Consider the following 22,574-nt stretch of genomic DNA (forward strand, 5'->3'; position numbering starts at 1 on the left):
GTTCCCCTCAACCCCAGAGCCGGCCTCCGTCCCGGGCTGCGCCGCCCCGCTGCGCGGCGACCATCGCGGTGATCTCCCGGACGAGCCCGCCCGCGTCGAGATCGGCCCGGACGGCGGCTCCGAGGCCCCCGGCGGCCGTGCGGAAGCCCGGTTCCGCCAGGAGCCGGTGGACCGCCGCCGCGATCTCGTCCGCGCTCGCCGTCGTGGGCAGGCGCAGGCCGGCGCCGCGCAGCGCGATCCGGGCGGCGTTGTCGGTTTGGTCGCGGGCGAGCGGGATCACCAGCAGCGGCACGCCGTGCAGCAATGCGCGGCTGACGGTCCCGTGACCGCCCTGGCAGACCACCAGGCCGGCCTCGGTCATGAGGGTGTCATGGGAGGCGGTCGCCACGACGCGCATGGTGTCGGGGGCGTCCAGGTCCGCGGCGTCGACGTTCGGGCCGGTGGTCACGATAGTCTCGGCCTCGACCGTTCCGACGGCGCGCACGATCCGCCGGAGGAGGTCGGTCTGGTTCTGGGCACCGGTGCTCCCGGCCACGAGGATGCGCGGCCGGTCCGCCCCGGACCACAGGGTCCCGGCGCCCCGCGACCAGATCGGTTCGTCGAGCAGCGGGCCGATGTAGCGGTAATTGGCGGGGAGCACCGCCCCGTCAAAGTCGAAGGCTTGGCTGACCGCCAGGAGGACCCGCTCGGCCCGTTCGTAGTGGGCGAAGGCGGTCGTGACCGGCGCCAGCCCGAATGCGCGGCGTGCGTCGTTGAGCGCCGGTCGGCTGCGCTCCATTGCCAAAACGATCGTGTCGGTTGCTGCGTCGACCGCGGCCCGCTCCGCTTCCGTCCGCGGCGGCGCCAGGCCGCTGGCGGCGGGGGGCATGCCGGGCAGCGGGCGAATGCTGATATGCGGCGACAGGACGGCGTGCGGGATGCCGGCCACCTCGGCGGCCAGGGCGCAGCCGACCAGCAGGTCGATGCTGAGGACCGCGTCGGTCGGGAGGCGACGGATCTCGTCGAGCGTGTCCGCGGCGTAGGCGCCTGCCGGGGCGAACATGGCTTGGCGCAGCCAATCGGCCAGATCTGAGAAATCGACCGGATCGGCCTCCTGTCCGGTCGGAGCCCGGCGCCACCCGACGAACGGGAAGCCGGCCGCCGCGATCTCGGCCTGCATGGCTGGATCGGCCATGATGCGCGGATGGTGACCTGCCCGGTGCAGTTGCCGGGCTGCCGTGAGCACGGGGCTGAGATTGCCCGTGGTTCCCCACGAGATGCACAGGACGTCGAGCGACATGGCGGGTTTCCCAGTCTGGGCGCACGGGAGTGCGGTCTTCAGGTCGTGCTTGGGGGATTTGCCGACGGGCAGACGGTCGATCTAACCCGGGCGGATGATGGGGATGCAGCCGCCGAAGGCGACGCTGGTCACCGACCTCTCGCGCCTTGCGTATACGAGACCGTTGCGTCCCGGTCGGCGTCCCGGACCTGGCAAGGGGACCGAACCGGCAGGCACCGGCCGCCTCGCGGCGGGCAATCCGACAGGGTCGGCGAACGACCCGCGACGCCCAAAGCTGGAAAGGTGAAAACGTCTGAGGCAGAGCGTTCGTCGCCCGGCAATCGTGGAGACAGTCATATCAACCTGCCGCACTTGGTATGATGACTGTCGATTTCCTCAATTACGCCGCGGTTTCGGCCTGAGAAATTTTGTATTACAACGGTAATACATCTCTTTGAATCCCGTACGGAAGCCATGTCTGACGCGAATGCTTGCTCGGAAACGACCGCGTATTATGAAGGGCGCAATCCTTTAGGGGGCGTGATACCAAATCGGCGGTTCGAGGCCCGACGCCCGGACACGACCTGATCGGGATTCGGGGGCGGGCTGGCGACGGACACGGGGGCTGCCGGGATTGATCGCCCGGAGCGCAGTCCGACGAGGCGGCCGCGGGTTCGTCGGAGGATGCGCGCAAACACAACGCCCTGGAGACGCCGGCCCGATGCAATCGGGCCGGATACGGCTCTAGCGCGACGGGTCTCCCGGTTTCCGAACCGGCCTGTCGAGATCGTGCCGGCGCGGCAGGCTGCCGCGAGAAGGAGTTGGTAATGATCGAACCCAGTCTGAGCCGGGGTCCGGCTCGAGGTGCGCGGGCCGGTACGACACGCATCCTGCTCATCGAGGACGATGCGGGCATCCAGCGCATCGTCTCCGATCACTTCGCCGACCACGATGTCGACGTCACCCCGGCGACGGACCGGAAGCAGGCGGAGCGGCGGCTCGCGGAGGGCGCGTTCGACCTCGTGGTGCTCGACCTGCGCCTGGGATCGGAGAACGGCCTCGACCTGCTGCGCGACCTGCGCGCCCGGAGCGAGCTGCCGGTGATCATCACCACCGGCCACCGCCGGGACGAAATCGACCGGGTGATCGGCCTCGAACTCGGTGCGGACGACTACATCGTCAAACCCTACGGCCTGCGCGAGCTGCTGGCGCGGGTGCGGGTCATCCTGCGCCGGGCCGAGGTCGCGCCCGCCCCGACGCGGGTTCAGGACTCCCATCGCAGCCGCTTCGACGGCTGGGTGCTCGACCGCCGGCGCCGGCGCCTGACCAACCCCGACGGTGCGGACGTCGCCCTGAGCAAGGGCGAGTACGCGCTGCTGGCTGCCTTCCTCGATGCCCCCCAGCGTCCCCTGAGCCGCGAGCAGCTCCTGCAAGCCACGCGCGTCCACGAGGATGTGTTCGACCGCAGCATCGACGTGCAGATCCTGCGGCTGCGCCGCAAGCTGGAGGCGGATCCGAGCGCGCCGCGTCTGATCGTGACCGAGCGCGGCATCGGCTACGTCTTCGCCGTACCGGTCGAGAGGCTGTGATCGTGGCGCCGTCGCGCCGGGCCCGTTCCCCCGTGGCGGCGTTCGGCGCCGTCCTCATCGGCGGCGCCCTGGCCATCCTGCCGCTGGCCGCCGGGGAAGGGCCGCCCGGAGCCCCGCAACCGGCTGAGGCCGTGGAGGCCCGGGACGTCATCACCCCCGTCCCGAGCAGTCTCGGGGCGGATCCGGAGCGGGTCGCCCTCGGCCGGATGCTGTTCGCCGACACCCGGCTGTCGCGTGGGGGCGACCGGGCCTGCATCACCTGTCACGATCTCCGCAGCAACGGCGCGAGCGCGGCCGCCAGGAATGTGACCACTGACGGCACGCCGATGCCGCGCAATACGCCGACGGCCTTCAACGCGGCGCTGAGCTTCCGCTTAGGGTGGGCGGGCGACATCCCGACGCTGCGGGACCAAGCCGAGATCGCCCTGACCCGGCCGGAGTTCCTGGGCGGATCGTGGCCCCACATCCTCGCGGTGATCCAAGCCGACCCGGCCCTCGATGGTCCGTTCCGGGCGACCTATGGCCGGGACGTCGATCGAGCGGCGGTGATCGACGCGATCAACAGCTTCGAGCGCAGCCTGCTCACTCCCGACAGCCGCTTCGACCGGTGGCTGCACGGCGACGTCCATGCGATCACCGAGTCGGAGCGGGCAGGCTACGCCCTGTTCAAGGGCATCGGCTGCGCGGCCTGCCACCAGGGCGTCAACGTCGGCGGCAACCTGTTCGAGAAAGTCGGGATCTTCGTCACGATCCCCGACAAGGCCGCCGAGGTGCTCCGCGTGCCGAGCCTGCGCAACGTCGCGGTGACGGCGCCCTACTTCGACGACGGCGGCGTCGCCACGCTCCCCGAGGCGGTGCGGCTGATGGCCCGGGTGCAACTCGGCCGTGAGCTCACCGAAGCGCAAACCAGCGCGATCGTGGCGTTCCTCGGCACGCTCACGGGTTTCTACGAGGGGCGTCCCCTCACGGCTTCGCGGGCGCCCGACGCGCTGCCGCAGCCAGATGCCCGGCCTCAGCCAGATGCCCGGCCTCAGCCAGATGCCCGGCCTCAGCCATGAGGCTGACCCTGCAGGCCGCCGTCCTCGGGGTGCTGCTGGCCGCCCTGCTTACGTGGCTGATGATCAACGGCAAGGGCGAGATGGACGCCGCCTTTGCGCAGACCCGGCGCACGGTCGATGCCATCGCTCTCGCCGAATCCCGGATGCAGCACGACGTGCTCCGGGCGCGGACCGGGCTCCTGCGCAACTACGATCCGATCGTGGCCCACCTTCACGAAATGCAAGCGGCGCTGTCCGGGTTGCAGGCGGCGAGCGGACCGGACGATGGCGAGATGCGCTCGCTCGCCGAGGCGATCGCCCGGGAGGCGCAGATGGTCGAGCGCTTCAAGACCGGCAATGCCCTGGTGCAGAACTCGATCGCCTACTTCGACTCCCTCAGCGATCGGCTTTCGGAGCCGGACATCGATCCCAAACTCGCCCGCGCGGTCGCCGCCCTGCAGATCCGGGTCTCGGAACTTGCCCGCGAAGCGAGCCCCAAGCGCCTCGACGACATCCGCACGCGGCTCGATGTCCTGGCGGCGAGCGCACCTTCGGACCGCGGTGCGGACATCTCCGCCATCGTCCTGCACGGGCGCCAGCTCTTGGATCTGCTGCCGCAGGTCGACACCGTCGCCCGTTCCCTGCCGAACTCGTCGAGCGAGGCGGCGCGCCAAGCGCTCCTGGAGGCTCGCCGTACCCTTCGGGACCAGCGGCAGGCCCGCGCGGACGGATTCCGTCTCGCCCTCTATGCGGCCGCCTTGTGCTTGGTGGCCTTGGTGGTGCGCGTAGGCCTGCTGATGCGAGCGGGGACCCTCGTCCTGCGCCGAACGATCGCCTTTCAATCGGTCGTCGCGCAGGCCGCCAACCATTTCTCGGCGAGCCAGCCCGACGAGATTGCATCGCGCATCGTCGATGTCATGGCGATGGTCAGCACGGGAGCCTGCACGGACCATTGCTACATCCTGATGCTCGACGGTTCCGACACGGTCCACTTGTGGAACCGAGCGGGGCTGCAGGCGCCCCGCGGCTGGCCGCTCGCGCAACGTGCTCTCGTGCCTGACATTATCGCTGCGTCCGAAGACTACATTTTCGTCGAGACCGCCGACGAAATCGGGCCCCCGGCGTTGGTTCGCCCCCTGGCGCAGCGCGGGGTCGCAACGTTCACCTGCGCGCGCCTGCGACGGGGCGGACACATCGTCGGTGTGCTGTGCTTCGAGCGCACCATCAGCGTCCTGCCTCCCTGGATGCGGCACTCGCGCGGGCTCCTGCGCGTCGTGGCCGAAAGCTTCGGCGCGGCGCTCGAGCGCCAGCACGTCTGGGCCGAACGTCGCGAGATCGAGGCGGCCCTGCGGCGCGCGCAGCGACTCGAAGCGATCGGGATCTTCGCCAGCGGCGTGGCGCACAACATCAACAATGTCCTCAACGTCATGCTCGGTCATGCCGAGATCGCCGCGGATGCCCTGCCGGTCGATCCGGGACGGGCAACCGAGCATATCGGGCTGCTGGTCCAAGCGGGTGGTCGGGCCCATGAGATCGCGGGACAGATCCTGGATTACGGGCGGCGGGGCTGCTCATCGCAGAACACGAGTGCGGTCGACGCGATCGTGGCCGAGACGGTGGACGTGATCCGCACATCGACCGCCGACCCGACCGCGATCCGCCTGACCGGGACCACCGACGGCGCGATCGTCGACGGCGAGCCGGCGCAGCTGCAGCAGGTGATCCACAATTTGATCCGCAACGCCATCCAGGCGTCCGAGCCGGGTGCCGCGGTCGACGTGCAGCTCGAACGGGTCCGATTACCAGAGCCGCGGGCCTTCTCGCACGGAGAGCTGCCATCCGGCACCTACGCCCGCATCCGCGTGTCCGACGCGGGCTGCGGGATGGACGAGGCCACGTGCGCACGGATCTTCGAGCCGTTCTTCACCACGCGTCCGGCCGGAACGGGGCTCGGTCTCGCCACGGCGTTCGAATTTGTCCAGGAACAGGCGGGCGCCTTCGACGTCCGGAGCGCCCCGGGCGCCGGCAGCGCGTTCGAGGTGTGGCTGGCCGCACGCGCGGCGTCGGAGCGCGGCGTCCCGGCCGCCGGCGGCACTGTGATGATCGTTGGAGCCGCGCGCGCCACGGTGCAGGAGGATGAGGAGACCCTCGCGGCCCTGGGTTACGAGCCGATCGGCTACACAGATCCGGACGCGGCGCTGACCGCTCTGCGGACGGAGCCGAAGCGCTTCGACGTGTTGATCGTCGAGAACCAGCCGTCGCGTTCGCTCGGTCTCGCCTTCGCCCGCCGCGCCGCCCGTATCGTCGATCGTCCGATCATCCTCTCCCTGTCGGCCTCGGACACGGTACGACCGGAGGTTCTCTCGGCGATTCCGATCGTCGATGTCGCGCACCGACCCTGGCGTTCGAGCGCGCTCGCACTCACGCTGCGGCGACACCTGGGGTCGGAAGCGCGGAGCGCGCCGCCCCAGCGCACGGTCGCCGAGGATCGCGTGGTCGCGCAGTAGCACGTCATCCCGGAGCCCCGACACGGGCGGGCAAGCGGGCGGGCAAGCGGGCGGGCAAGCGGGCGGGCAAGCCTGCTTCACCCCGCCATGCCGCCGCTGGCGCCGGACGGCGTGGGCGCGCTCGGTCATCTTGGCGGCCCTGCGCCGCAACGCCTGATCCGCCTTCCCGCCGCGGCGCCGCGGCGGGAGGCGGTGCGCGTACCGCCCCTGCTCGGCCCTGACGTGGTCGTTGCGGCTCGCCCGCAGGCGAGGCGCGACGTGCTGCCCACGCGCCCGGGTCTCTCCCGGCGCGTTCGGGCCGCTCTCACCGTCCGCGGGACCCGTCCACGCGGCAACGGCCCGGACGCACGCACCCGCTCGGCGACCGCGCGTTGGGCCGCTCCGGTCAACCGCCGTGCATTTGCAGCCACCCGACGATCCCGCCCACCACCGCCGCCTCGATGCCGTCGTAACCATGAGGTGAGAGCGAAGCGCAGTCCCGGGCCGAGCTCCGCATGTCGCCGCTGACCGCAAGGATGCGGACACTCGGCGCGTGCGGCAGGGCGGCGGCGATGCGTGGAGCCATCTCGGGTGGGGTCACATCGCAGGTGTCCTTGCGGTTGGCCACGACGAGCACCGGAACGCGCACGCTCTGCGGATCCGCGTCGAAGACCGTTTCGGTGCTCCGTCGTCCCGGTAACGACACGGCCTCGGTCAACACCAGGCCCGCAAGGAGACCCGGCCCGGCTTGGGCGGCGCCGCTCACCGCCGCGATCGTCCCCTGGCTGGTGCCGACGAGGAAGACGGGCGAAGGCGCTTGCTCCCGGGCGAAGGCGGCCAGACCGGCCACCAGACGGCCGTAGGCTGGAGCGCTTCGCCTGCCTCGCAGGTTCGCCCGATCGATCGTGTCCGGGATCAGGACGGCGTAGCCCCTCGCCACCCAGTCGGCCCTCGTGCGGACAAGGAAATTCTCCTGGTGTCGCAGGTCGCCCTCGCGCCCGACGCCGATGTCGCCGGAGCCCCCCGGCAACATCACCAGCGTTGCCCGGGGGTGAGGCGGTGCCTCGTAGAGGACGCGCTGGTTTCGACCGTCGCCGAGCGGCAGATCCACCACCCGCTCTCCCGCGACAAGGGTTTGCCGCGCCGATCCGGTCTGAGCGATGGCCGGCGTGCCGAGCAGGCTCACGGCGACGAGCGAGCGGGTGAATGTGTTCAGCATCGCAACGCGCCCCGAAGAGACCGACCGGACTGTCTCGCACGCTTCACGAGGACGGCGCGTGCCTCCTTGCACGTTGTGCGCAAAGCCATCGGTTTCTTCGGGGGCGGCCGGTCGCGAGCGGTCCATCAACGTCGGCTCGCGGTGGCAGGCGGACACGCGTTCGAGGCCCGAAAGCCGACCTTCGGTCGAGACCGGCTCATAGGACGTGCGGGTCGGATACCGATGCGTCTGTCCAGAGCGATGCTGGGTCGCCAGTCGCTCACTGCCAGGCCGGCGACGATACGGTGCCACGGGTCGTCTGCTGTTGCCCGTCCCTCACATCGGCCTGGGCGACATCACGGATCTCCGCTCGGGCGGCGCCCGTCTCCCGCGGCACGGCGGTCACGTCTTCTCGCGTCACGGCTATCGGCCGAGCATGGCCACGGGTCCGCGGTGAGGTGTGTTCGGCGCAGATGTCGCCGGGCGTCTTCCTGTCAAAGCCATCGGACTGACGTTCACGGCGACTGCCACGGACGTCAGTCCGACGCCTGCGGTGTCCCTCAGCCCTTTTTCTTATAGGCTTGGATGGCGTTCTGGCAGCCGGGGGAAAGCTTCGACATGTTCTTCTGGAAGCATGCCTGAGTCTCGGGACCGTCTTCGGGCGGCAGTCCCGCACAGAAGGTCGTGAAATCGCCGGCGCACTGCTGCTGCAGGGCGGCCTTGTCCTCGTCGGACATCGGTGCGGCCAGGGCGGCGCCGGCCGCCGTGGCGGCCAGAATGAAGGTCAACCCGAAACGTATCAGCATGTTCTGCTCCCACGACCCCCAAGTGCTTCGGGTCGGGAGCGAAAACGTCGGTACCGTCCGAACCGTTGCACCCGTCACCCAGATTGCGGAGGGGTAACGGGCAGACGCGTGCGGGTATCGAATCCCAATCCGAGCTGGCGCAGGGCCGCAGACCTCCGCAGCCAAGTTGAACGGCTGCTTTTCTTATCCTCTCGCGCGGAAGCGGACGGGAGAAAACCACCCGACCCGGTCGTCCATCGCTGCTTTCTCAGGGGCGAGGAGCGGACGTTCCCAGGTTTCTCGGGTCGTGCGCGGGTCCGAAAACGACGGCCGCCTCATGCCTCGGCCGTCCGAAAATCGACCCTTGGAAATCTGCCGATCCCCGGCGGCGGTGAGACCGATGGGGTCCGGTCCGATGATCTCGCCTGCCGTGACGTTTGCCGCATGCGGAGCTAAAGCGGTCCGGTCGATTCCGTCGAGATGCGGAGGATCGACGTCACGCCTTCCGGGACGTCCCTGCGGATTCAAGCCGGGTCCGTGCGGGGCCTCTCGGCCTCGGCCCGATCGCGGGACCCCCGAAGCAGCGCGCCGATTCCCTCTCGAACGCGTGGCGTGACAGGGTTGTAGACGATCATGCCGAGATCCGGACGGCCGTCCACGGAGAAGGCCGAGAACTCCAGCTCGATGGAACCCAGGATCGGGTGCCGGAGCCGCTTGACCCCGTCCGTGTGCGCCCGGACGTCGTTCTCCCGCCACAGGGCTGCGAATTCCGGGCTGGTGCGACTGAGTTCCTCCGCCAATGCGTTCACCTCGGATGCGGCGCCCGCCCGCACCGCATCCGCCCGGAACGCCCCGACGACGTAGCGCGCCACGCTCTGCCAATCATGCTGCGCGGCTCGCACGCGCGGGTCGCCGAACATGCGGCGCAGGATGTTGCGCTCGCCGGGAGGGACCGTGTCCCAGTCGGTCAGCACCACGGCGGCGGCCCGGTTCCAGGCGACCACGTCCCAGGTCGCGGTCTTGATCAGCGCCGGGCTGACCTCAAGCGTGTCGAGCAACCGCTGGAGGCGCGGGGTGATCCCCTCCTTCGGCGTGTAGCGGACCTCGGGAGGACGCCCGAGGGCGAGCATGAACACGTGCTCGCGCTCCGGTTCGGTCAGCATCAACCCGACCGCGATGCGGTTCAGGACGTCAGCCGAGGGCGCTCCGCCACGTCCCTGCTCCAGCCACGTGTACCAAGTGGCGCTGATGTTCGAGCGCTGGGCGACCTCCTCCCGGCGCAGGCCGGGCGTGCGCCGGCGGCCCGAGAACCCCAGCGCGGCAGGATCGAGCCTGGTCCGCCGATCCCGCAGGTATGCTCCGAGCGAGGTTTCCGAGCTGGCAAGCATGGCGATCCTGTTAGCCGGTATACCGGGATACGGTCACTACTTTAACGGGATCGGCGCCGAGCGGATAGTTGGCGTCCGAACCCAACGGACCGCATCCCATGCTCATCTTCCTCACCGGCGCCACCGGCTTCATCGGCTCGGCCATCATCCCCGAACTCCTCTCCGCGGGCCATCGGGTCCTCGGGATGACGCGGTCGGAGGCCGGAGCACGGGCCCTGGCCGAAGCGGGGGCCGAACCGTTCCTCGGCACCCTGGAGGACGTCGACAGTCTCCGTCGCGGCGCTGCCAGGGCGGACGGGGTCATTCACACCGCCTTCGACCACGACTTCTCCGACTTCGTCGCCAACTGTCAGAAGGACTGGCGCGCCATCGCGGCCCTGGGCTCGGCGCTCAAGGGGTCCGACCGCCCCCTCCTGATCACCTCCGGGGTCGGCATCGGTTGCTCAGAGCCAGGGCAGCCGGCGACCGAGGACGTTTTCAACGCCGCGTATGCGAACCCCCGCGTGGCCTCGGAACTCGCGGGGGCGGAGCTCCTGGACGAGGGTGTGAACGTCTCGGTGGTGCGCCTCCCGCAGGTCCACGACACGGTCAAGCAGGGGCTCGTCACCTACCTGATCGATCTCGCGCGCGCCAAAGGCGTATCGGCCTATGTCGGGGACGGGGCGAACCGCTGGGCGGCAGGTCCCGTGCTCGACGTGGCGCGCCTCTATCGCCTCGCCGTGGAAAACGCGGATGCGGGGGCTCGCTACCACGCCGTCGCCGAGGAGGGGGTCCGTGCCCGCGACATCGCGGAGGTCATCGGCCGCGGCCTGAAGGTGCCCGTGACGGCCCTGTCGCCGGAAGAGGCGGCCGGACATTTCGGGTGGCTCGGCATGTTCGCCGGCCTCGACATGTCGGCATCCAAGGCCTGGACGCAGGCGCGGCTCGGCTGGCATCCGACCGGGCCGGGATTGCTGGCCGACCTTGAGCGGATGGACTATTCCCGCCCCCCGTCCTGAGACGACGGACGCGGCGCGTGACCGGCCGCGTCGGCGCCGTTCCCGATGGGAAGCGCGATGTCGCAGATCCACCCGCCCCGGACGTAGAGCGGATGGACGCGTCTTATCCGACCTTTGTCGGTCACGTGCGCCGATCCGCTCTTCGTCGGCGGGCAAGCCCGTCGTCTTCGATCTTTGACCAGGACCGGTGGGAAGCCGGATGACAGCGTCCCGTCTCGTAGGGCGGCCCGAGCACGCCGAACCGTCAGGGCCATTCACTGACGGATCGACACACCGGTTGAAGTGGTCCTTCGTCGCCAGGGTCGTGCCGTGCTCCGGTCCAGCGACCGCCTTGGGCAGACGATTTCGGCTGTGTCGCTCCGTGCGGACGGCGACGAGCACTGCCCCATCGTCGACGCGGGTGCCGACCACACCAAGCCCTGGCATTGGCGCGACGGCCCCATGCTGCTGCCTCGGGTTGGCGTTCTCAACCACAGGCACGGGCAACGACCCGAAGGCGCGTGGGTCACCGACGACCGTGTCGCATCGTCCCGGCAGCGCACCCGCACGATACGCGTGCGCATCGCTCGAACCAGAGCCATATCGCCGTCTCCCTCATGGATGCTGCCTCGAGGCGCGGTGAGGCACAGATCGGTTCGCCGAGCCGGGTCCGGGCCCTGATCCGGACCAGCGCCATGTTCCCGCTCGACCCGGACATCCGCGCCTTGCACGCGCTGTGTCGAGAGGAAACCCACGGTGCGGTTGGCCCAGCCGCGGTCCGCGCCCCTCGCGGACGGTAGCAGGCCAAGCGGCTGGACGGTCGACGGGAACTCCGGAAACGCCGGGCGAAATCAGCCGCTGAGCACCCGCTCCGCCGCCGCTCCGAGCGCGCGCACGCCGAAGGCCAAATCCGCGTCGGTGGTATTCTCCGCCCAATGGTGGCTGATGCCGCCGATCGATGGGACGAACAGCATCGCGGCCGGGAGGATGCGGGCGACGTTCTGGGCGTCGTGGCCGGCCCCCGAGGGCATCACCTGCCAGAGGCCGGGGCAGACCTCCTCGGCAGCCTCCGAGAGGGCTCGCATCAGGTCGGGGTCGCAAGGGGCGGGGATCGCCTTCGACAGCGCGAGGAGCGTGGCGGTGCAGCGCTCCCGCCGGTTCGACTCGCGCACCAGCGCGTCGAGGCAAGCCTCCATCCGCTCCAGCACCGGAATCGATACGTCGCGAAACTGGAAGGCCACCTCGGCGCGCCCTGGGATGATGCTGTAGCCGCCGGGATCCAGGGTGATCCGGCCCGTCGTCCAGGTGCTGCGCGGGCCGCAGACCTTCGGAAATTCCCGGTCGATGGCCGCGAGCAGGCGTACCGCCGAGAGCCCGGCATCCCGGCGCTCGGCCATGGTGGTGCCGCCGGCATGGTCCTGATGGCCTTCGAAAACGATCCGGAACTGCCAGATCGCCACGATGCCGCTGACCACGCCGAGATGCAGGCCGGCGGCCTCTAGCTGCGTGCCCTGTTCGATATGCAGTTCCAGAAAGCCGCGGTAGCGGGCGGGATCCAATCGCGTCCGCGGTTGCCCCGCGAGACCGGCCGATTCGAGGGCCGCGCGCAGGGGCGTGCCGTCGGTCCGGTTGCGGGCGGCGTCGATCTCGGCCTCGGTCAGGTCACCGATCGCTGAGCGGCTCCCGAGGAAGCCGCCGGAGAAATGCCCCTCTTCGTCCGCGAAGGCGACGACGTCGACCGGAAGGCCGGCCCGGGCCAGCGCCAAGCCGGCGACGACGCCGAGCGCCCCGTCGAGCCAGCCAGCCTCGTTCTGGGTCTCGATGTGGCTGCCTACGAGGAGGTGGGGGCCTGGGCCGCGATGACGCCCGAGGACGTTGCCGATTCCATCGATCGATGCCTCAAGTCCGCATCCCTCGAGTCGCGCCATCAGCCAGCGGCGCGATTCCATATCTTGGGGCGAGAAGGTGGGCCGGTGAACACCGGTCCGGAACTGGCCGATCTCGCGCAAGGCGTACAGGTCGGCGAGGAAAGCGTCCGTATCGATCTTGGTCATTGCAGGGTCCGGCCTCTGAGCGCCCGAACCCTGCAAGCCTCGTGCAGAGGGGAATTCGGCCGCTTCGCGCCGCCCATCCACCCTCGGACTCCCAGCCGAGCGAGGAAAGATCGCCTGACCACAGCGCCGTCTCGTCCCCCGCTCGCGAACCCACAGAGGCCACGGCCCGTCGCCCGCCTGTCATGGCTGATGTTGAGACGCTGGGTGATCTTCGCGGACAGGGAATTTCCTGCTTCGCCAGGACTCATGTTCGCCAGGACTGATGCCAAGCGTGTTTTCATCGTGGGTTCAAGAGGTTTGAGCTGAGGTTGATGCCGTCATGACGCCTGCCGGCATCGACGAAAACGGGCGTGTTCCCTTTCAGATGCAGCTGTGCGCGATGAGCTGATGGATAAAGGCTGCACAGGCTTCGAGTTCGTCGCGGGTCACATACTCGTCCGCCTTGTGCGCGCGCGCGATGGAGCCCGGGCCGATCACCACGCTCGGCGTGTTGCCCAGCGCCTCGAACAGGCCGGCCTCGGTTCCGTAGGAAACTTTGGCGTGGCCATTTCGGCCGGCGAGCGTCTTGGCCAGGGTGACGATCTCGGCCTCCGGGCGGGTCTCAAGGCCCGGATAGTCGATCAGCGGCTCTATCGCGACGCCGCAGGCAGGATCGACGGCCTGCATCATCGGCGCCAAGATGTCCGTGGCATAGGCGATCGCCGCCGCCGCGAGAGCCGCCGCATCGTCGCCACCGATCGCGCGGTACTCGAACTCCACCGAGCAGGTTTCCGGCACGATATTGAGCGCCGATCCGCCACGGACGACGCTGGACAGGCCCGTGGTGTGGGGCACATCGTAGAGTGCGTCCCGCCGCCCGTCACGAACGAGTGCCTCGGCCGAGAGCCGCACATGTTCGATGAAGCGGGCCGCGTACTCCACCGCATTGACGCCCTGCGGGGCCAATGCCGAATGGCAGGCGAGGCCCCGAAAGGTGACGCGCGCAGCAGACTTCCCCTTGTGGCCGACGACCACCTCCATTCCTGTCGGTTCGCCGACGAAACAGCCGCGCGGGTGCAGGCCCCGTTCCAGCATCCGCGCGATGAGGGGGCGGACGCCGAGGCAGCCGATTTCCTCGTCGTAGGAAATCGCGAGATGGATCGGTGTCGTGAGCCCCGCCGTGATCATCGCAGGTAACGCAGCGAGGCAGACGGCGAGGAAGCCCTTCATGTCGGAAGTGCCGCGACCGTAGAGGCGCCCTGCCTCCTCGCGCAGGACGAAGGGATCGGACGACCAAGGCTGGCCCTCGACCGGGACCACGTCGCTGTGGCCCGAGAGCACGTAACCCGGTTTGTCCCCGGGCCCCACGCTGATCCAGAGAGCCGCCTTGTTGCCGGTGGCGTCCGGGACCCGCTCCACCGCGGCCCCATGACCACGGGCGAAGGCTTCCACCCAGTCGATCAGCGGTAGGTTCGAGCGCGTGCTGACTGTGTCGAAAGCGACGAGCGTGGCGAGAATCGCGACGCTATCGGGCACCTCCGCTCGCGAGGGGGCATCTGACGTTATCCGGGTCTGTCGCGTCATGGCTTTGGCGTCATGGCTTTGGCGTCATGGATTTCGCGTCACGGCTTTCGATCGTGTGCCGGAGCAGTGTGTGGCGACCTGTCGGATCCGGGCCGGAGCCGAAACGCGGATCACCGGTCCCACGGCTGCGAAGCCCGGCGGAAACCCCGGGCCCGATCCGAAACCCGAGTCCGGGCAGCGGTCGCCGGAGCGGTAAGCAACCGCCTTGGTAACGGATCAGTCGGCGTTCGTCTGCAAAGACGTTTGGACCGTCACGTCACGGTTTGGCATGATTGACGCTTCCGGCCCAGAGAGGCAGACCTTGCTGCCGCTGGGCTCGGCCCTGCCCGTGCCTCACGCCGTTTCACGATCCACGACGGACATCCTTGATGACGCAGACGCCTGAGACTGCCGGGCGGACCCCCGGCCTATGCTGGATTCGGGCCGTGGCCGGCCTCGCCATCTCAGGTGTCGTCGCCATCTCGGGTGTCGTCGCCCTCGCGGGCGATGCGGCGCAGGCGCGGGACCTTCGGGTCGGCCTGAGCGCCGAGCCGACCTCGATGGATCCGCACTTCCACAACCTCGGGCCCAACAACGCCTTGCGCCGGCACATCTTCGAGTCGCTCGTCGATACGGACGCCCAGATGAGGCTCAAGCCTTCGCTCGCCCTGTCGTGGACGCCGCGCGATACGACCACCTGGGAGTTCAAGCTGCGGCCCGGCGTGACCTTCTCGGACGGCACGCCGTTCACGGCGCAGGACGTGATCTACACCTTCTGCCGGATCCCGCTGGTCGAGAATTCGCCCTCGTCCTTCGCCACCTTCGTCAAACCCTTCACGCGGGTCGAAGCGCCTGATCCGCTCACCGTGGTGGTGACCACCGACGGCCCGCTGCCGCTTCTGCCCACGAACCTGACGGCGCTCGGAATGCTGAGCGCCAAGGCGTCGGGGGCCGCGGGCGCGGTGACCTTCGCCAAGGGCGGCTGCACCGGCATGGGAACGCCGCCGCGGTCCACCGACTTCGCCGATCCGAAGGTCTCGGTCGGCACCGGCCCCTACGTCCTGCGGGAATACGTCCGCGGCACGCAGATCGTGCTGGCGCCGAACCCGTCCTACTGGGGACCCAAGTCCGCCTTCGACAAGGTGACGATGAAGCCGATCCCCTCGACGGGACCGCGGGTCGCGGCGCTGCTCGCCGGCGACGTCGATCTCATCGAGAGCCCGGCGATCCAGGACCTGCCCCGGATCGAGGGGGCCGGGTTCACCGTAACCAAGGGGCTGTCGAACCGCATCATCTACGTCCATCTCGACCAGTTCGATGGGCCGGACTGGAAGACCCCGACCATCAAGGGCACCGACCGGAACCCCCTGCGTGACGTTCGCGTGCGGGAAGCCCTCTCCAAGGCGGTCGACCGGAAGGCCATCGTCGAGCGGGTGATGGGCGGAGTGGCGCAGGCGGCGGGCGAGATCCTGCCTTACCCGCTCTCCGGCACGACCAAGGACTTCCCGATCGTGCCCTACGACCCCAAGGGGGCCAAGGACCTGCTCACGCAAGCCGGTTATCCGAACGGGTTCGAGATCACGCTCGGCACGCCGAACGACCGCTACATCAACGACGAGAAGGTGGCACAGGTCATCGCGCAGATGTGGACCCGCATCGGCGTGAAGACCGGCATCGACGCCTCCACGGCTTCGACCTTCTTCACCCGGCGCAACAAGTTCGAGTTCTCGGCCTATCTCTCCGGCTGGGGAGCGGACTCGGGCGACATGTCGAACTCCCTGAACTCGCTGCTGCTGTGCTTCGACCCGGTGAAGGGGCTCGGCTTCACAAATCGCGGGCGCTACTGCAACCGCGAGGTCGACCGACTGACGGTCGAGGCGATGGCGACCTTCGAGGAGGCGAAGCGCGAGGATCTGCTTCGGCAGGCCTCGGCGCTCGCCATGAAGGACTACCCGCTGATCCCGCTTCACTTCGAGGTGACGCCCTGGGCCACGGCCAAGGGCCTGCGCTACGTGCCGCGCATCGATCAGTACACGCTGGTGATGAACGTGGAACTGACCCCGTGACGGTCGATCCTCGGGAGCAGCCCTGCCCGTGCTGACCTACCTCATCCAGCGTTTCGGCCAGGCGGTGCTCACGGTCGCTGCCATGGCGACCTTGGTGTTTCTCGGTGTCTACGCCATTGCCGACCCGGTCGACGTGCTCGCCGCACCGGACGCGACGCCGGACGAACGCGCGCAGATCAGCCGACGCCTCGGCCTCGACCAGCCCCTCTGGATGCAGTTCGCCACCTTCGTCTGGCGCGCGCTGCACGGCGACCTCGGCCGCTCGTTCGTCTACAACGAGCCGGCCTTCACGGTGATCCTGCAGCGGCTCCCCGCGACCCTGGAACTCGCCTTCACAGCGCTCTTCATCGCGATCGCCCTCGGCCTGCCCCTCGGACTCTGGGCGGGCCTGCGCGCGGAAAAAGCCACCGACAAGGCGATCATGGGCGGGTCCATCCTGGCCTTCTCCCTGCCGAACTTCTGGCAGGGACTGATGCTGGTCCTGATCTTTTCGGTGACGCTGGGCTGGCTGCCGGCCGGGGGGCGTGGCGAGACCGTGCGCGTCCTCGGGCTCGATCTCGGCTTCCTCACCCTCGACGGCCTTCGCCACCTCATCCTGCCGGCCGTGAACCTCGCCCTGTTCAAGCTCGCGGTGGTGATCCGCCTCGCCCGGGCCGGAACCCGTGAGGCCATGCTGCAGGACTACGTCCGGTTTGCCCGCGCCAAGGGATTGCGGCCGGCCCGCATCGTCGGCGTTCATGTCCTCAAGAACATCCTGCTGCCCGTGGTCACGGTGATCGGCCTGGAATTCGGCTCGATGATCGCGTTCGCGGTGGTCACCGAGACGGTGTTCGCCTGGCCCGGCATCGGCAAGCTGCTGATTGATTCGATCAACCGCCTCGACCGGCCGGTGATCGTCGCCTACCTCATGCTGACGGTGTGTCTGTTCGTGCTGATCAACTTCGTCATCGATCTGATCTATGCCGCCCTCGACCCCCGGGTGCGCCTCGCGGAAACGGACGCATGACGCCCGCGGCCACTCTCCCGGAAGAGCCGGTCCCGTACCGGGCGGATCCGGTCTGGCGCGCCCACGCTCGCGCGTTCTTCCGCTCCCCCGCGGCCGGCCTCGGCCTCGTCATCCTGGTGGCCGTGGCCCTGGTGGCAGCGCTGGCGCCCTGGATCACGCCGCAGGATCCCTACGACCTCGCGAGCCTCGATGTCATGGATGGCACGCAGCCGCCTGGAAGCCGGAGCTTCGCCGGGCTCACCTACTGGCTCGGAACCGATGCCCAGGGGCGCGACATGCTGTCGGCCATCGTCTACGGGCTGCGCGTCTCGCTCGTCGTCAGCCTCTCGGCGACACTCATCGCCGCGTCCGTCGGCTCCTGCATCGGCGTGCTCGCAGCCAATGCGGGCGGGCGGCTGGATGCCGTGCTGATGCGCCTCGTCGACCTGCAGCTCTCGTTCCCCGCGATCCTGATCGCCCTGGTGTTGCTCGCCGCTTTCGGGCGGGGCATCGACAAGGTGGTGATCGCCCTGGTGGCCGTGCAGTGGGCCTACTACGCTCGGGCGATCCGGGCCCAGGCCTTGGTGGAACGGCGCCGGGAGTACATGGAGGCGGCCCGGGCGCTCGCGCTCCCGCGCACCAGCCTGATCTTCCGGCACCTCCTGCCGAACTGTCTGGCTCCGGTGATCGTGGTCGCGACCATGCAGGTGGCCCACGCCATCGCCCTCGAAGCCACGCTCTCCTTCCTCGGCGTCGGCGTGCCGGTGACCGAACCCTCCCTCGGGCTTCTGATCAAGAACGGCTACGACTACCTGCTCTCGGGCAAGTACTGGATCTCGACCTTTCCGGGCCTTGCCCTCGTCGCCGTCATCGTGGCCATCAACCTCGTGGGAGACCGTTTGCGCGACGTGCTCAACCCCAGGCTCTCCGCGTGAGCGCGCCGGACCGGACACCTCCGGCCAATGCGCCCGTCCTCGCCGTCGAGAACCTTCAGGTCGCCTTTCGGGCCGGCGGCCGGGAACACCTCGCGGTCCAGGGGCTGGACCTGTCCGTATACCGCGGGGAGGTGGTGGGGCTCGTCGGTGAATCCGGCTCCGGCAAATCCGTCACCGGGCTTGCCCTCATGGGCCTGATCGACGCTCCGGGCCGTGTCGCCGGAGGAAGGATCGTCTTCGAGGGCCGCGATCTCATGGGCCTGTCCGAGGCCGAGCTTCGGCGCCTGCGCGGCGCCCGCATGGCGATGATCTTCCAGGACCCGATGACCACCCTGAACCCGGTACTCCGGGTGGAAACCCAGATCGTCGAGGCGATCACCGCCCACGAGCGGGTTTCCGCGAAGGCGGCCCGCGCCCGCGCCCGCGAGGCGCTGGTGCGCGTTGGCATCCCCGCGCCCGACGAGCGCCTCGGGGCCTACCCGCACCAGCTCTCGGGCGGCATGCGCCAGCGGATCGCCATCGCCATCGCGCTGCTGCATCGCCCCGCCCTCCTCATCGCTGACGAACCCACCACCGCGCTCGACGTGACGATCCAGGCCCAGATACTGGCGGAGGCGCAGGATCTGTGTGCCGAGATGGGCACCGCGTTGATCTGGATCACCCACGACCTCGCGGTGGTCTCCGGTCTCGCCGACCGGCTCCTCGTGATGTATGCGGGTCGGGTCGTCGAGGCCGGTCCGGTGGCCGAGGTTGTGGAGGCGCCGCTCCACCCCTACAGCGCCGGACTGATCGGCTCGGCCCCGAGCCGCAACAAGCGCGGCGCCCGCTTGGCGCAGATCCCTGGCCTCGCCCCGCCGCTGGGCCGACGTCCACCGGGCTGCGCCTTCGCGCCCCGCTGCTTCAACGTCCGGCCCGACTGTTCCGAGCCTCCGCCCCTGGTCCGCCGGTCGGGCCGGGAGGCCCTCTGCCGGTATCCTCTCAGCGAGACCGTCGTCGCGTGAAGCCCCTCGTGACCCTGGAATCCGTGTCGAAGCGTTTCGGCACAACACCCTCCCTCGCCGCCCGCATCGCCCGCCTGCTCGGCGAGCGCCGCCGACCCACCAGCGTCCAGGCGGTTTCGGACATCGACATGCGCGTGGAGGCCGGCGAAGTCGTCGGGCTCGTCGGTGAGTCCGGTTGCGGCAAGTCCACACTCGCCCGCCTCGTGGCCGGCCTCCACGTGCCGAGCGACGGGCGCGTTCGACGCGCGGGCGTGGATCTCACTGAGATGACCCCCACCGAGCGCCGGGCCGCTCAGCTCAGCGTTCAGATGGTGTTTCAAGACGCCACGGCCTCACTCAATCCACGCATGCGCGTTCTCGACATCGTCGGCGAGGCGCCCGTCGCCCATGGCCTCGTGAGCGCCGGGGCCAAGCGGGACTACGTCGCCGACCTCCTCGCACGCGTGAGCCTCGGGGCGGATGCGATGGCCCGCTTCCCCCATCAGTTCTCCGGGGGGCAGCGAGCCCGGATCGGCATCGCCCGGGCGCTGGCGGTGCGGCCGAAGATGCTCGTCCTCGACGAGTCCGTTGCGGCCCTCGACGTCTCGATCCAAGCCCAGGTGCTCAACCTCTTTCTCGACCTGCGCCGCGATCTCGGGCTGACCTACCTGTTCGTCAGCCACGATCTCGGGGTGATCGAGCACGTGGCGACGCGGGTCCTGGTCATGTATCTCGGCCGCATCGTCGAGGAGGGGCCGGCGGAGGCACTGTTCGCCGCCCCGGCCCATCCCTACACGATCAGCCTCCTCGCGCAGACGCCGCGGCTCGTGCCGGGCAAGCGCCGCTTCCAGGGGCTCGTCGGCGAGCCTCCCTCGCCCCTGGCTCCGCCGCCCGGCTGCGCCTTCCATCCGCGCTGTGCCCATGCCATCGCGCGCTGCCGGGTCGAGCGACCGGTGCTGCGCAGCCTTGCGGGTGAACGCCACGTCGCCTGCCACCTGGACCGATCGGAGTTCGGATGAGGTCAGCCCCCGAGCTCTGCCCGTCACGAGGATGATCGATGGACCGAACCCAAAGGCCGGATGATCAGAAATCCCGGGCAAATCGTCAGGGCAGTCCGACCGCCGTGCGTCTTTCTCCAAGCCGCTGACTTGCTCCAAGCAGCTGAGTTGCTCCAGGCCTCTGAAATGAACGCCGGCAACCATCGTCACGCCCGGCTGGAGCCGCCGGCTGGACGCTCATCCCTGAACCAAGACCGTTCACGCAGATACAGCCTGGACATTCCCGCGAGAAGGCCGTTTGCACATGACACGAGACGCTCTGTCCCTCGGCATCATCGGCGCCGGCATCATGGGGGAACGCATGCTCGGCGTCGTGTCCGCTCAGACGGACATTCCTATCCGCGTTGCCGGGATCTGGGATCCATCCCCCGCCTCGCTGGACCGGATCGCCGGCACGTTTCCGGCGGTGACAAGGATGGCGGATGCCGACGCGCTGATCGCGGCAAGTACGTGTGTCTACGTGGCTTCGCCGCCCGGCTCGCATATCGGCTACGCCCGGAGGGCCTCGGCCGCGGGGCGCAGCGTCTTCCTGGAGAAGCCCCTCGCTGTCGACCTGGAAGAGGCACGCCGGTTCGTGGCGGAGGGCGACGCTGTGGGCGCAGTGAACTTCCCGTTCGCGTCCTCTCCTGCGGTGGCCACCATCGCACGCTGGATCGCCGAGGGCGCAATCGGCGCCCCGCGTCGTCTGGTGATCGATGTGGCCTTCGCGCATTGGCCGCGGCCCTGGCAGACCGACGCCGCGGCTTGGCTCGACGCGCGCAGGGAGGGCGGCTTCACGCGCGAAGTCGTCTCGCATTTCCTGTTCCTGACCCGACGTCTCGTGGGCCCGCTGCGCGAGCTGCGGGGCAATGCCAACTTTCCCGAGCCCCACCGCTCCGAACGGGCGATCCAGGCGACGCTCCGAGCGGGCGACGTACCGGTCTTCGTCACCGGCCAAGTCGGTGGAACCCGGCAGGACGACCACAACACCTGGACCCTCCTGGGCGAGAGCGGGGCGGTTCGCCTGCGGGATTGGTCGATCGCCGAGCGCCTACGGCCGAACGGACACTTCGAGACGGCACCGGATGCGTTGCCCAACGACCAGGCACGGCTGGTCGCCCTCCGGCGTCAGCTCGACGGTGTCGTCCGGATGACCCGTGGCGAGCCGCACGCGCTCGCCACCTTCGTCGAGGCGCTGGAGGTCCAGGAAGTCGTCGAAGGGCTCGTCGCCCGATAGGCGCGACCTGACGTCAGCCTGAACTGCAGGCAATGGCGGTGGCGGTTGCCACACGGGGCATCGACCGCACCGGTCGATGCGGATTGCCATGAGGACGTCCCTGGGTATTCCCTGCGCGAACGCCGATTGAGGCATGACCGGGAATGCGTTGAGATGGATCGCCCTGCCGAGCCAGCCCGGCCCGCCCCGCCTGCCGACGCAATCCCGCTGTCCCGCCGCGTTCCTTTCGCCCGGCAGATCGCCGACACCCTGCGGGATCTGATCGTTCGTGGCGATCTGGCTGCGGGGAGCCGGATCGTCGAGCGCACGCTGTGCGAACGCTTGAGCGTCTCGCGCACGCCCCTGCGCGAGGCTTTGAAGCTTTTGGAGGCCGATGGTCTGATCGAACTCAGCCAAAATCGCGGTGCGCGGGTCATGTCCATGACGATCACGGAGGCCGGGCACCTGTTCGAGCTGATCGCAGGCCTGGAAGGTTTTGCCGCGGAGTTGGCCGTTGCTCGCGCATGCCCTGACGACATCATCGCTCTGGAGCTTCAACATGCACAAATGCTTAAGCATTACGCTGACCAGGAGAAAGATGCTTACTTTGCGCTCAACAATGCCATCCACGACGCCGTGGTTCGCCTGTCCGGGAACCCGCTCCTGATCGCGACCCATGCGTCGATCCTGTTGCGGGCCCGACGGGGACGCTACATGGCGATCGTCGACCCTCTGCGCTGGCGCGAGTCCGTTGCTGAGCACGCGGCGCTGATGGCGGCATTCCGGTCCTGCGATGCGCCCGCGGCCGGTGCCGTGTGGCGGCAGCATCTTCGGAGGACGGGTGAAACCGTCCGTACCGCGCTGGGCCAGCCAGCGGTTTCCGCGGACGGGGCGAGCGAACAGCATTCCGCCGAGACGTGCCTTACCGGCTCCGAGACCCGCCGACCCAGTTCGGACTGACCGCCCGACCCGCGCTCACGCGCCCGGTCGCGAAGACGCAGTTCCCGGATGTCCCTCGGCATCGCACCGTTCGGTCTGCGG

The 22,574-nt window shown here is 69.2% G+C and carries 17 protein-coding genes; 11 read left to right on the forward strand and 6 right to left on the reverse strand.

What is annotated here, in order from left to right; genetic code table 11:
• Positions 1 to 7: 7 nt before the first annotated feature.
• Entirely contained in the window at positions 8 to 1,279 is a 1,272-nt protein-coding gene (locus AC0IY1_RS12110; protein WP_471769807.1) for a glycosyltransferase, read from the reverse strand.
• Between the two features lie 806 nt (positions 1,280 to 2,085).
• On the opposite strand from AC0IY1_RS12110, the gene AC0IY1_RS12115 reads away from it, so the two are divergent.
• Genes AC0IY1_RS12115 through AC0IY1_RS12125 form a run of 3 tightly spaced genes read left to right on the forward strand, consistent with a single transcriptional unit; the run spans position 2,086 to position 6,391 of the window.
• Positions 2,086 to 2,847, forward strand: coding sequence for a response regulator (locus tag AC0IY1_RS12115; RefSeq protein WP_471769809.1), 762 nt, complete (start codon positions 2,086 to 2,088; stop codon positions 2,845 to 2,847).
• A gap of 2 nt (positions 2,848 to 2,849) precedes the next feature.
• The gene (locus AC0IY1_RS12120; RefSeq protein ID WP_471769811.1) at positions 2,850 to 3,905 is read left to right on the forward strand and encodes a cytochrome-c peroxidase; all 1,056 of its coding nucleotides are present in this window, start codon (positions 2,850 to 2,852) and stop codon (positions 3,903 to 3,905) included.
• Positions 3,902 to 6,391 (forward strand): two-component system VirA-like sensor kinase, encoded by a 2,490-nt coding sequence (locus tag AC0IY1_RS12125; protein ID WP_471769813.1) that lies wholly within the window; start codon positions 3,902 to 3,904, stop codon positions 6,389 to 6,391. Before AC0IY1_RS12120 ends, AC0IY1_RS12125 begins: the two co-directional genes overlap by 4 nt.
• Positions 6,392 to 6,776: 385 nt before the next feature.
• On the opposite strand, the gene AC0IY1_RS12130 is transcribed toward AC0IY1_RS12125, so the two are convergent.
• From AC0IY1_RS12130 to AC0IY1_RS12140, 3 genes are all read right to left on the reverse strand, one after another.
• Positions 6,777 to 7,589 carry an alpha/beta hydrolase gene (locus tag AC0IY1_RS12130; RefSeq protein ID WP_471769815.1) on the reverse strand — a complete coding sequence of 271 codons (813 nt, stop codon included), beginning with the start codon at positions 7,587 to 7,589 and terminating at the stop codon, positions 6,777 to 6,779.
• Between the two features lie 539 nt (positions 7,590 to 8,128).
• Positions 8,129 to 8,374, reverse strand: coding sequence for a hypothetical protein (locus AC0IY1_RS12135; RefSeq protein ID WP_103710915.1), 246 nt, complete (start codon positions 8,372 to 8,374; stop codon positions 8,129 to 8,131).
• Positions 8,375 to 8,877: 503 nt separating this feature from the next.
• A complete protein-coding gene (locus AC0IY1_RS12140) occupies positions 8,878 to 9,741 on the reverse strand; it encodes a helix-turn-helix transcriptional regulator (RefSeq protein ID WP_471769817.1) in 864 nt (287 codons plus the stop codon).
• A 98-nt stretch (positions 9,742 to 9,839) separates the two neighbouring features.
• On the opposite strand from AC0IY1_RS12140, the gene AC0IY1_RS12145 reads away from it, so the two are divergent.
• A complete protein-coding gene (locus AC0IY1_RS12145) occupies positions 9,840 to 10,739 on the forward strand; it encodes an SDR family oxidoreductase (RefSeq protein ID WP_471769818.1) in 900 nt (299 codons plus the stop codon).
• An 830-nt stretch (positions 10,740 to 11,569) separates the two neighbouring features.
• Here AC0IY1_RS12145 and AC0IY1_RS12150 read toward each other — a convergent pair.
• Together AC0IY1_RS12150 and argE are read right to left on the reverse strand one after the other, a co-directional pair.
• On the reverse strand, positions 11,570 to 12,772 hold the full coding sequence (locus AC0IY1_RS12150) for a hydantoinase/carbamoylase family amidase (RefSeq protein ID WP_471769819.1): 1,203 nt from the start codon (positions 12,770 to 12,772) through the stop codon (positions 11,570 to 11,572).
• 360 nt (positions 12,773 to 13,132) lie between these two features.
• Positions 13,133 to 14,335 (reverse strand): acetylornithine deacetylase, encoded by a 1,203-nt coding sequence (argE, locus tag AC0IY1_RS12155; RefSeq protein WP_471769820.1) that lies wholly within the window; start codon positions 14,333 to 14,335, stop codon positions 13,133 to 13,135.
• 368 nt (positions 14,336 to 14,703) lie between these two features.
• Between argE and AC0IY1_RS12160 the strand changes: the two genes are divergently transcribed.
• From AC0IY1_RS12160 to AC0IY1_RS12190, 7 genes are all read left to right on the forward strand, one after another.
• Positions 14,704 to 16,380, forward strand: a complete 1,677-nt coding sequence (locus AC0IY1_RS12160; RefSeq protein ID WP_471769821.1) for an ABC transporter substrate-binding protein — start codon at positions 14,704 to 14,706, stop codon at positions 16,378 to 16,380.
• Positions 16,381 to 16,408: 28 nt separating this feature from the next.
• Positions 16,409 to 17,386 carry an ABC transporter permease gene (locus tag AC0IY1_RS12165; RefSeq protein ID WP_471769822.1) on the forward strand — a complete coding sequence of 326 codons (978 nt, stop codon included), beginning with the start codon at positions 16,409 to 16,411 and terminating at the stop codon, positions 17,384 to 17,386.
• Complete coding sequence (locus AC0IY1_RS12170; RefSeq protein ID WP_055958619.1) at positions 17,383 to 18,300, forward strand: ABC transporter permease; 918 nt, start codon at positions 17,383 to 17,385, stop codon at positions 18,298 to 18,300. Before AC0IY1_RS12165 ends, AC0IY1_RS12170 begins: the two co-directional genes overlap by 4 nt.
• Positions 18,297 to 19,301: an ABC transporter ATP-binding protein gene (locus tag AC0IY1_RS12175; RefSeq protein ID WP_471769824.1), complete on the forward strand. Its 1,005-nt coding sequence runs from the start codon at positions 18,297 to 18,299 to the stop codon at positions 19,299 to 19,301. The genes AC0IY1_RS12170 and AC0IY1_RS12175 overlap by 4 nt, the downstream gene beginning before the upstream one ends.
• Positions 19,298 to 20,299, forward strand: coding sequence for an ABC transporter ATP-binding protein (locus tag AC0IY1_RS12180; protein ID WP_471769825.1), 1,002 nt, complete (start codon positions 19,298 to 19,300; stop codon positions 20,297 to 20,299). The genes AC0IY1_RS12175 and AC0IY1_RS12180 overlap by 4 nt, the downstream gene beginning before the upstream one ends.
• 283 nt (positions 20,300 to 20,582) lie before the next feature.
• Positions 20,583 to 21,554 (forward strand): Gfo/Idh/MocA family protein, encoded by a 972-nt coding sequence (locus AC0IY1_RS12185; protein ID WP_055958628.1) that lies wholly within the window; start codon positions 20,583 to 20,585, stop codon positions 21,552 to 21,554.
• A gap of 153 nt (positions 21,555 to 21,707) precedes the next feature.
• A complete protein-coding gene (locus tag AC0IY1_RS12190; RefSeq protein WP_471769827.1) occupies positions 21,708 to 22,493 on the forward strand; it encodes a GntR family transcriptional regulator in 786 nt (261 codons plus the stop codon).
• Positions 22,494 to 22,574 lie beyond the last annotated feature (81 nt).

This window comes from Methylobacterium sp. AC690 (genome assembly GCF_979256535.1).

Excerpts from the sequence above, each read along its gene's own strand:
- argE (WP_471769820.1), bottom strand. The coding sequence starts at position 14,335 with ATGACGCGACAGACCCGGATAACGTCAGATGCCCCCTCGCGAGCGGAG.
- AC0IY1_RS12115 (WP_471769809.1), top strand. The coding sequence starts at position 2,086 with ATGATCGAACCCAGTCTGAGCCGGGGTCCGGCTCGAGGTGCGCGGGCC.
- AC0IY1_RS12110 (WP_471769807.1), bottom strand. The coding sequence starts at position 1,279 with ATGTCGCTCGACGTCCTGTGCATCTCGTGGGGAACCACGGGCAATCTC.
- AC0IY1_RS12185 (WP_055958628.1), top strand. The coding sequence starts at position 20,583 with ATGACACGAGACGCTCTGTCCCTCGGCATCATCGGCGCCGGCATCATG.
- AC0IY1_RS12135 (WP_103710915.1), bottom strand. The coding sequence starts at position 8,374 with ATGCTGATACGTTTCGGGTTGACCTTCATTCTGGCCGCCACGGCGGCC.
- AC0IY1_RS12150 (WP_471769819.1), bottom strand. The coding sequence starts at position 12,772 with ATGACCAAGATCGATACGGACGCTTTCCTCGCCGACCTGTACGCCTTG.
- AC0IY1_RS12160 (WP_471769821.1), top strand. The coding sequence starts at position 14,704 with ATGACGCAGACGCCTGAGACTGCCGGGCGGACCCCCGGCCTATGCTGG.
- AC0IY1_RS12170 (WP_055958619.1), top strand. The coding sequence starts at position 17,383 with ATGACGCCCGCGGCCACTCTCCCGGAAGAGCCGGTCCCGTACCGGGCG.
- AC0IY1_RS12130 (WP_471769815.1), bottom strand. The coding sequence starts at position 7,589 with ATGCTGAACACATTCACCCGCTCGCTCGTCGCCGTGAGCCTGCTCGGC.
- AC0IY1_RS12140 (WP_471769817.1), bottom strand. The coding sequence starts at position 9,741 with ATGCTTGCCAGCTCGGAAACCTCGCTCGGAGCATACCTGCGGGATCGG.
- AC0IY1_RS12145 (WP_471769818.1), top strand. The coding sequence starts at position 9,840 with ATGCTCATCTTCCTCACCGGCGCCACCGGCTTCATCGGCTCGGCCATC.
- AC0IY1_RS12125 (WP_471769813.1), top strand. The coding sequence starts at position 3,902 with ATGAGGCTGACCCTGCAGGCCGCCGTCCTCGGGGTGCTGCTGGCCGCC.
- AC0IY1_RS12190 (WP_471769827.1), top strand. The coding sequence starts at position 21,708 with ATGGATCGCCCTGCCGAGCCAGCCCGGCCCGCCCCGCCTGCCGACGCA.